The 7,027-nt window shown below is 62.6% G+C and carries 9 protein-coding genes; 5 read left to right on the top strand and 4 right to left on the bottom strand.

Annotated elements, in window-relative coordinates; genetic code table 11:
* The coding region (locus AB1346_05615; protein MEW6719906.1) for a hypothetical protein at positions 1–248 on the bottom strand (248 nt) is incomplete at its 3' end.
* A gap of 104 nt (positions 249–352) precedes the next feature.
* On the opposite strand from AB1346_05615, the gene AB1346_05610 reads away from it, so the two are divergent.
* On the top strand, positions 353–1,099 hold the full coding sequence (locus AB1346_05610; GenBank protein MEW6719905.1) for an ATP-binding cassette domain-containing protein: 747 nt from the start codon (positions 353–355) through the stop codon (positions 1,097–1,099).
* A 4-nt stretch (positions 1,100–1,103) separates the two neighbouring features.
* Entirely contained in the window at positions 1,104–1,889 is a 786-nt protein-coding gene (fetB, locus tag AB1346_05605) for an iron export ABC transporter permease subunit FetB (GenBank protein MEW6719904.1), read from the top strand.
* 25 nt (positions 1,890–1,914) lie between these two features.
* Here the strand turns inward: fetB and AB1346_05600 are convergent, their stop codons facing one another.
* Entirely contained in the window at positions 1,915–3,261 is a 1,347-nt protein-coding gene (locus tag AB1346_05600) for a Fic family protein (protein ID MEW6719903.1), read from the bottom strand.
* A gap of 132 nt (positions 3,262–3,393) precedes the next feature.
* On the opposite strand from AB1346_05600, the gene AB1346_05595 reads away from it, so the two are divergent.
* Genes AB1346_05595 through AB1346_05585 form a run of 3 tightly spaced genes read left to right on the top strand, consistent with a single transcriptional unit; the run spans position 3,394 to position 5,478 of the window.
* Positions 3,394–3,636, top strand: coding sequence for a MoaD/ThiS family protein (locus AB1346_05595; protein MEW6719902.1), 243 nt, complete (start codon positions 3,394–3,396; stop codon positions 3,634–3,636).
* A 7-nt stretch (positions 3,637–3,643) separates the two neighbouring features.
* Positions 3,644–4,651: an ATP-binding protein gene (locus tag AB1346_05590; GenBank protein MEW6719901.1), complete on the top strand. Its 1,008-nt coding sequence runs from the start codon at positions 3,644–3,646 to the stop codon at positions 4,649–4,651.
* On the top strand, positions 4,648–5,478 hold the full coding sequence (locus AB1346_05585; protein MEW6719900.1) for a tRNA (adenine-N1)-methyltransferase: 831 nt from the start codon (positions 4,648–4,650) through the stop codon (positions 5,476–5,478). Before AB1346_05590 ends, AB1346_05585 begins: the two co-directional genes overlap by 4 nt.
* Positions 5,479–5,533: 55 nt before the next feature.
* Here the strand turns inward: AB1346_05585 and AB1346_05580 are convergent, their stop codons facing one another.
* Positions 5,534–6,397, bottom strand: a complete 864-nt coding sequence (locus AB1346_05580) for a transposase (protein MEW6719899.1) — start codon at positions 6,395–6,397, stop codon at positions 5,534–5,536.
* A gap of 113 nt (positions 6,398–6,510) precedes the next feature.
* Positions 6,511–7,027 (bottom strand): NAD-dependent epimerase/dehydratase family protein (locus tag AB1346_05575; GenBank protein MEW6719898.1); only part of this gene is annotated, 517 nt, incomplete at its 5' end.

Raw genomic sequence — 7,027 nt, 5'->3', positions numbered from 1 at the left:
GCCCAGGTCTCCCGGGTCTCCTTGCGGGACGTCGCCATGGAGAGGTCGTGGCAAATGCTGCATTTCTGCCCGAAGAGGACCTCCCCGCCCGAATCTCCGGCGGGAGCGGGGGCCGCCGGGGCCGACGTCGCGACGGCGGGAGCCGCCGGAGGCGCTCCCTGCGGGGGGGCCTCGGACTTCGTGCAGCCGGCCGACAAGGCAAAGACGAGGAGAATAAAGATAAAGGCCCCTCTGGAACGATTGAGCATTGCCGGCACCCTCCCGGAATGGTAATGGATGGTACATATTACTCCTCGTGTCCGGGACGGCTCAACCGGATCCCGGATCCGTTGCCGGTTCGAAGAGGGCTTGGATGATCCGGATGGAAAACGTCGGCGTGGTGCGGAGGAATCCGCAGGGAGAGGAGGTCGCGATCCTTGCGGAGATCTCCTTCGAGGCGCGCGCCGGGGAGATCACGGCAGTCGTGGGGCCGTCGGGCGGCGGCAAGAGCTCCCTCATCCGCCTGATCAACCGACTCGAGGATCCCACCTCCGGCCGCGTCCTTCTGGACGGCGAGGACATCGCGTCGCTCGATCCTCTGGACCTGCGCCGCCGGGTGGGGATGGTCCAGCAGAAGCCGTTCATGTTCGATGGGACGGTCCTCGACAACCTCCGGCGACCGTGCCTATACCGCGGCGCGCCGCTCCCGGATGCCGGCGCCCCGGAGCTCCTCCGCGCGATGGAATTGAGCCGCCTCCCCAGGGAGTTTCTGGACCGGGACGCCCGCTCCCTCTCCGGCGGGGAGCAGCAGCGGGTCAGCCTGGCCCGGGCTCTGTTCGGCCGCCCGCAGGTGCTGCTGCTGGACGAGCCGACCAGCGCGCTGGACCCTCCCACCGCCGACCGCCTGGCGGCAACCTTCCGGGACATCTGCCGGTCGGAGCGGCCGGCCATCGTCCTCGTGACGCACGACCTGCGGCTGGCGGGAAGGATCGCCGACCGCCTGATCTACCTGGAAAAGGGAAGGATGCTGGAAGAGGGTCCGGGCGCGTCGATGCTCGCGAACCCGCGGACGGAAGCGTTCCGGCGTTTTCTTGCGGAGCCGGAAAAGGGAGAGGAGTGACCGGATGGCGAAGCAGGACATCGTCCCGCTGGAGCTGCTCCACCTCGCCTGGGCCTACGGCCTGATTCTGCTGTCGGTCGGGCTGTCGCGCCTGCGGCGGGTCGGTCAAGGAAGACAGCTCCTCCGCTCCTCCGTCCGCATGGTCCTGCAGCTTCTCGCGGTCGGCTACGTTCTGCACCTGGTCTTCTCCGTGCGCTCCCCCTTCCTCGTCCTGCTGATCCTGCTGGCGATGACCGGCTTCGCGCTCCAGGTCATGGGATCGCGCGTGAAGCGGCGGATGCCGGGTTTCTACCGGGTCGTGGGCAGTTCCATGATCGTCGGCTGCGCCGGCGTCACCTTCTACTTCTGCCTCCTGGTGGTCGGCTACACTCCATGGTACGACCCGCGCTACCTGATCCCGCTCGCCGGCATGATCATCGGCAACTCAATGAACGGCGCCAGCCTGGCCGCCGAGCGGCTCACCTCCGAGATGCACGACCGGCGCGAGGAGATCGAGACCGCCCTCTGCCTTGGGGCCAACTCCCGGCAGGCGGCCGAGCCGGCGGTCCGCGCGGCCTTCCGCGCGGCGCTGATCCCGACCATGAACACCATGGCCGCGACGGGGATCGTCGCCCTCCCCGGCATGATGACCGGGCAGATCCTCTCCGGCACCGAGCCGATCATCGCGGTCCGCTACCAGATCGCCATCATGTGCGCCATCACGGGGGCGGTGGCGATCACCTCCTTCCTGCTCCTGCAGCAGGGATACCGGCTCTACTTCACCGCGGCGCATCAGCTGAAGTCGATGTGAAATGTCAATGGATTGTCAATTTATGTCAAATTGACAATTCAGGAATGGCCAGCTTTTTCGCGACATCCGGCACCGCCACGAAATAGTACCGCCGGTTCAATCTCTTCCTGCTCAGGAATCCCCTCTCGACAAGGTCCGCCAGGTCCGCGCTCGCCGTTGCCCGGACGACATTGTGCGAGTTCTTATGGGACTCGATCGTGTAAACGGCTCCTGCGTGCTTCACCGCATGCTGGAGAAGGGCGATTTGCCTGTAGTTGAGGTCGGGCACATTGTGAAGCATGGCCGTCGCCTTCCTCATTTCTTCCTGTTTCCGCGCCAGGTAACGGTGCAGCTCTTCCAATGCCAGGCGGATCGCCTTCAGATGGTACACAAGGAAATACGTGATATCCCTGCCATCGGTCTCCGAGTACAAATATGCCCTGGCATATTGCCTGACGGATTTCAGGATGATCCTGGAGATGCTCGAGTACTCGAAAAGCCAATAGTTACGGGAAAGCATGTACCAATAAAAAACGGCACGAGCCGTTCTCCCGTTTCCATCGACGTATGGATGCTCGTACCCAAGCCAGAAGTGAAGCAGTATGGCGCGCACCACCGGGTGTATGAACGGTTCGTCGTCCTTGTCGTTTGCGAAGGAGAGAAACTTCTCCATCCTTGTCGGGAGATCCCGGGCAGGCGGCGGTACATGCAATATCTGGCCGTCGCTTTCATCGATCACACAGATATCATCCCCGGAGCGAAAACGGCCTGCCGCGGCAGGATCGTCCAGAGTGCCTTCCGTCAATGACCTGTGCAGTTCATGGAGGATTTCCAGGCTGAGAGGTTGTCCAAGGAAGGCCTTTATCCTGCGGATCGTTTGATAGTTGTTCAGGATCATCTTCTCCGCCTTGTTTTTCGGCGGGCGCCCTTCGCGCAGCATTTCCTTGGCGACTTTCCTCGTCGTCGCCGCTCCTTCGATCTGACTGGAGGCGATCGCCTCTTCCATGAGGGAACTGATCAGATATCTCTCCCTGGCTTCGGAGGAAAGCTGCGGATTATCGATCAGGATACTGCCGCCGGCGTTCTGGTCGATGAAGTGCAGCTCACTCAGAACCGGATCCGGAAGCCAGAAGCCAAAGCTGTTACCGACGGGATCGGCAAGCGGAATCGACTTCATGTTGGATGTTCTCGACAGCTTGATGAGAAGCCATAAATCTTCCGCAGGAATAGAGGCGGGCAAATCCAGGTATTTGGCTCTTTCCCAATGCAGATATTCCTGATTGGCCCTGACGACGTACTTTTGGGCTTCGCTTGAGGTGAGAAGAGCGACAAGCCTGGCTGGATCCTTGAAGCGAATGGAAGCCAAATCAGGCGTAGGTTCCGGTAGTTTCATGCTTATCCCCGATTGCACCTTCCGGCTGGCCGCGAAATGTCAACGAAATGTCAATATCCGTCAAATTGACATTTCAAAACCATCCTACTGTGAAATGTCAATTCAAGTCAAATTGATATTTGTAGTCACTGACTGGGGGGGGGAATTTCATCCTGTTCCATCCTGTATAATGCTCCGATGATCCGCGTCCGCATTCCCCAGAAGAAGAAGGAGCTCGAGGTCCCCGGCCCCCGGCGTGTGATGGACATCCTCGCCGACGCGGGAGTGCGCCCCGCCACGGTGATCGTCACGCAGGGGAGGAAGCTCCTCACCAAGGACCACCGCGTGGAGGACGGGGAGACGATCGAGGTCATCTCCGTCGTCTCGGGCGGGTAGGCCCCCCGTGAAGTGCAAGCGCTGCCGGAAGGCGGCTGCCGCGATCGAGCTGCCAAGCCACCACTCCGCCTTCTGCCCCGAATGCTTCTTCGTCTTCTTCCGGCGACAGGTCCGGGAAGGGATACGGAGGCACCGCCTCCTGTCGCCGAGGGAGCGCGTGCTGGTGTGCGTGTCGGGCGGCAAGGACAGCCTGGTGCTCTGGGACGTCCTCATGGAGATGGAGTATGAGACGGAAGGACTCTACATCGACCTGGGGATCGAGGGGTACTCGGACCGCTCCAGGGAAAAGGTGCTCGCCTACGCGCGCGGCAAGGGGAAGGAGCCGATCGTCGTCGAGCTGGCGAAGGAGGGGATTCCGATCCCGGAAGCGGCGCGCTGCGTGCGGATGCAGGAGTGCTCCATCTGCGGGACCGTGAAGCGGTACTTCTTCAACCGGGTGGCCGCGGAGGGGAAATTCGACGTCGTGGCGACCGGGCACAACCTCGACGACGAGGCGGCGCGCCTGCTGGGGAACCTGCTCCACTGGCAGAGGGAGCACCTGTCGCGCCAGCACCCGCACCTTCCCGCGGCGGGCGAGGGGCTGGTGCGGAAGGTGAAGCCGCTGTGGCGGGTGTCCGAGCTCGAGACGGCCGCGTACGGCTTCCTGAAGGGGATCGACTACGTGACCGAGGAGTGCCCGATGAGCGAGCACGCCACCTCGCTCGTCTACAAGGAGGCGCTGTCGCTGATCGAGGAGAAGATGCCGGGATCGCGCATCGTCTTCTACCAGGGCTTCCTCGATGAATCGAACCCGCTGCGGAGGGCGCCGGGAGAAGGCGCAGCTTTGGGCTGCGCGGCCGAGGGCGGCTTGGCCGAGGGCGCCATGCCCGAAGGCGCCGTGGCGAGGGGGAAGGAGGCGGCAATGCCGTGCGCGTCGTGCGGCGCGCCCACTTTCACCGAGACGTGCTCCTTCTGCCGTCTGAAGGAGCTCGTCCGCCGGAAGCGCGGGGAACGCGAAAAGGGGGTTTCCGGATGACGGGGACGGAGGACGGCGAAGGTCACGGGCGCATCCGCAGGGGGCCCTTCCGGGCGGGGGAGGACGTGCTGCTCATCTCCCCGAAGAAGGAGGAGCATCTGATCACCCTGGCGCCGGGGAAGGTCTTCGGGACCCACAAGGGGAACCTCCTCCACGACGACCTGATCGGGAAGCCTGACGGCTGCCGCGCCTGGACGGCCATGGGCGACGAATACCGCGCCTTCCGTCCCACCTATATCCAGTTCATCATGAACCAGAAGCGGCACGCGCAGATCATCTACCCGAAGGACACGGGGCCGATCCTGATGTGGGCCGACGTGTTCCCGGGCGCGACCGTGATCGAGGCGGGCATCGGCTGGGGCGCCCTGACGATCAAGCTGCTGGAGGCGGTGGGCCCGGCGGGCAGGGTCGTCTCCTACGAGGTGCGGGAGGATTTCGCGGTCAGCGGCGAGAAGACGGTACGCCGCTACCTCGGCGAGTGCCCGAACCTCGAGATCAAGGTCCGGGACATCTATGAAGGGATCGACGAACGGGAGGTCGACCGGATCGTGCTCGACCTTCCCGAGCCCTGGAACGCGGTTGCCCATGCCCGGGAGGCGCTCGTCCCGGGGGGGATCCTGCTCGCCTACCTTCCCTCCACCATCCAGGTGAAGCAGCTTTGCGACCGGCTCGCCGAAGAGGGCGTCTTCCCGGATCCCGATACCTTCGAGGTCATCCTCCGCCCCTGGCACGTGAAAGGGATGTCCGTCCGCCCCGTCCAGTGGATGTTCTCGCACTCCGCGTTCCTGGTGGTGGCGCGGAAGACGTCAGAACCGGGACGTTCCTGAGAACTTCCGCAGAACCGGGACAGACCTGCGCCTGCGGATTCGCGAATGGATTCGTTCAACGGCAGGAATTCAAGAGGTAACGGGCGGCGCCTGCCGACATCCCCATCCAGCGGGCTATTTGAGCGATCGGTATCTTCATGCTGCACGTACACTTTTTCAGAATCGCCCTCCGGATATCGATGACGATGTAGTCCCTGTCCCGGGAAAGCACCCGTTCGATGGGGACGCCATGCGAAGCGGAAATGCGCTGAAGAAGATCGGTAAATATTTCGTGCGGCCCGGAAGAGAGCTGCACTGGCCCATCGTCGGATTCTGCTTGTCCACCGATTCCCTCGAAATCGGATAAATCGATCGGAGCTCTGACCGCCGATTCCAGATAATCGAGATAGGCGGGGACCCATTCCGCACCTGCGGGGGAGCCGTGGAAAGCCTCGCGCAGCAGTCCGACGTCCTGCCAGCCGGGAGCCCCTCCGCGCACGATCCGCCTGTGACCCGTCCAGGGATACTCCTCCAAAGCGTCTAACGAAGGTACGATTCCCGAACGCAACGGATTGAGGTGGATGTACCGCGCGACATCGCGGCAATGCTTGATGCTATCGATAAGCGGCGATTTGTACCGATTCTGGAACAGGTGGCCAACGCGTTTATGCCGGTCGTTGAAATACATGGAGTACCCGGTCAGCAGGCATTGCATGAATGAGGGGAGACATCCTCCATCGCTTCGAACCAGAAGGTGAAAATGGTTCGGCATAAGTGCCCATGCGCAACAGGCTATATGCCATTTCGCCAGGTTGGAGCCCACCCTCCCGAGGAAATCGCACCGGTCGCTGTCGTCCAGATAGATGGCTCGTTTTTCGATGCCGCGGGCGTAAACGTGATGGATCGCCCCCGGGAAATCGACCCTGGCTCTTCTTGTCATGCCTGGTTTTCGATCAAGGTTCGGGCCAAAAGGGCAGGTCGGCTAACGGTGCCGGGACGATGATAAGGAGAACCGAGGGACTCCCCAAGAGTGTCCCGGTTCTGCGGAAGTTCTCAGGAACGTCCCCGTTCTGCGCTTTCTGCCTGGAACCACCCGAACGTTTTTCTCAGCCCATCCCGGAACGAAACCTTCGGGTCGTATCCGAGGAGTTCGCGTGCGCGGGAGATATCCGCAAGGGAGTCCCTGACATCGCCCGGCCGCACGGGCTCGAATTTCGGAGGGACCCGTTTCCCGGCCTCCGCGTAAATGATCTCCAGGATGTCCAGCAGGGATACCCTTTCCCCGCAGGCGATGTTGAACACTTTCCCGCAGGCATCCTTAGGGGCCGAGCATGCGGCGATGTTCGCGTGCACCACGTTGTCGATATAGGTGAAGTCCCGGGTCTGGCGCCCGTCGCTGTATACGATAGGCGGCCCGCCTCGCAAGACGGAGGTGATGAACCGCGGGATGACCGCGGCGTACATCGACGCCGGATCCTGCCTGGGCCCGAACACGTTGAAGTATCGCAGCGACACGGTCTCCAGTCCGTGGATCTCGTAGAATATCCGCATGTAATGTTCGCCGGCCAGC

The sequence above is a fragment of the Thermodesulfobacteriota bacterium genome (assembly GCA_040758155.1).
GTDB lineage: Bacteria > Desulfobacterota > Deferrimicrobia > Deferrimicrobiales > Deferrimicrobiaceae > UBA2219.
This window is presented reverse-complemented; position numbering and strand designations above follow the sequence as displayed.